The 2,059-nt window shown below is 45.8% G+C and carries 2 protein-coding genes; both read left to right on the top strand.

Translation table 11 applies throughout. The features are described 5' to 3' along the window. The coding region (gene groEL / locus PMI05_RS29000; protein ID WP_007729760.1) for a chaperonin GroEL at window positions 1-791 on the top strand (791 nt) is incomplete at its 5' end. Window positions 792-1,029: 238 nt separating this feature from the next. Then, window positions 1,030-1,812, top strand: a complete 783-nt coding sequence (locus tag PMI05_RS29005; protein ID WP_039961636.1) for an HAD family hydrolase — start codon at window positions 1,030-1,032, stop codon at window positions 1,810-1,812. The last annotated feature ends 247 nt before the right edge of the window (window positions 1,813-2,059 follow it).

Raw genomic sequence — 2,059 nt, forward strand, 5'->3', positions numbered from 1 at the left:
CCCGCCGCAAAGCTATGCTGCAAGACATCGCTGCTCTGACTGGCGGGGAAGTAATCACAGAAGAGTTGGGTCTGGACCTGAAATCCGCTAAGCTGGAGCAACTGGGCCGCGCTGGCAAAATCGTGGTTACAAAAGAAAATACAACTGTTGTTGAAGGTGCTGGCGACAAGGCTTCCATCGAGGGCCGCGTAAGCCAAATCCGTCAACAAATCGAAGATACTACTTCCGATTTCGATCGCGAAAAACTGCAAGAACGTCTGGCTAAATTGGCTGGCGGTGTAGCAGTAATCAAAGTCGGTGCAGCTACTGAAACCGAACTGAAAGAGAAAAAACTCCGCATCGAGGACGCTCTGAACTCTACTCGCGCAGCAGTAGAAGAAGGTATCGTACCTGGTGGTGGTACTACTTTGATCAACGCAATCAAAGCGGTTGAAGCGATCAATGTAGGTGGCGAAGAGGCTGTAGGTGTACAAATCGTACTCCGTTCCCTGGAAGAGCCAGTTCGTCAAATCGCTGCGAACGCAGGACTCGAAGGTTCTGTAATCGTAGAGCGTCTGAAAAAAGAAGCAGTAGGCATCGGCTTCAACGCTGCAACTGAAGAGTATGTAAACATGCTCGAAGCTGGTATCGTTGACGCGGCGAAAGTTACTCGCTCCGCACTGTCCAACGCTGCATCTGTAGCGGCTATGTTCCTGACTACAGAAGCAGTAATTGCTGACAAACCAGAAGAAAACAAAGCTCCTATGGGCATGCCAGATATGGGTGGCATGGGCGGTATGGGCATGATGTAAGAAAGCGGCTCGCCGTTTTCTTCAAAGAGAGGCAGACAAATCGTCTGTCTCTTTTTTTGTGCTTGGCTTAATGCTGCCAATGAAACTGGCGATCGTGGGGATAGTTCATCTGATCGGAGTGTGGGATGACTTCTTTTATCCGCTTATCTATTTAAAGGGCGAAGAATTTAGCACCATTCTGTTAGGCGTGCTTACACTATCTGGGGAGTATCGAAGGACTTACGTCGGGGGCGATAAAATGAGCAAACGCTGGATTAGCTTTGATCTGGATGGAACCTTGATGCAAAACCCATTTGGGGCTTGGGTATTTCCAGAGATTGCGCGTGTAATCTCCGGTCAGTTAGGAAGAGAGCATGATATTGTTTCAGAAATGGTAACCGAGCATGAGTGGCGTATGTCCCAAGAACGCTACGTAGAAGCGTATGATTGGGATGATATCCTTGTTAGTAGATGCGATGCATTATGTATAGAAAAAAAGATTGATATTGAATTGCTGGTTCGGAAACACTCTGTAATGCCCAAGGTTGATTTGCTCGAGGATGGAATTCCCCAGATGCTCGAGGAGATAAAGAAGCGAGGCTTTTCGTTGGCAGTAGTCACAAATGGCTTTTACAAGTTTCAGGCACCAGTAATGGAGGCATTAGGCGTGCTGGATTACTTTGATGAGATCATTACGCCAGAACGAGCAGGTACTGGCAAGCCTGACCCCGTTATTATGCAAAAACTGCAGGGACAAGTAATCGCTCATGTAGGAGATCGCTTGGATCATGACATTCAACTTGCTAATCGCAGTCATGTTACCTCTATATTAATAGAACGAAAATTGCCAGAGAAATTGTTGAGGCTCCAACCGCAGATGCGCACAAATGATCACGGAATGCGTTTGTTTTGCTTGGAGAAGTGGAGAAGGGAGTGCAAGAATCCTTTATTGTCAGAGCTTCCGGAGCTTTTCATGCCGCGAATTGTTATTCATTCTATGGGAGAATTGCTGTCTGCTCTGGATGAACAGAGGATGGGATAAAATTCTAGGTAATAATGCTTGCGTTTTTGCTTCCCGCTTGGTATGATAACTCTTGTCGCTTTTGAAGGGAATTTTAGAGAGAATGAAAAAAACTTCGAACTTCTAAAAATAACCCTTGATTTTCAAAAGAAGATCTGATATAGTTTAAAAGGTCGGCGCCACAAGCGCTAACGACGAAAGAAAAGAACGATATGCTCTTTGAAAACTGAACAGCGAAAGCGTTAATGAGTCTATCATTAAATGATTT

It is taken from the genome of Brevibacillus sp. BC25 (assembly GCF_000282075.1).
GTDB lineage: Bacteria > Bacillota > Bacilli > Brevibacillales > Brevibacillaceae > Brevibacillus.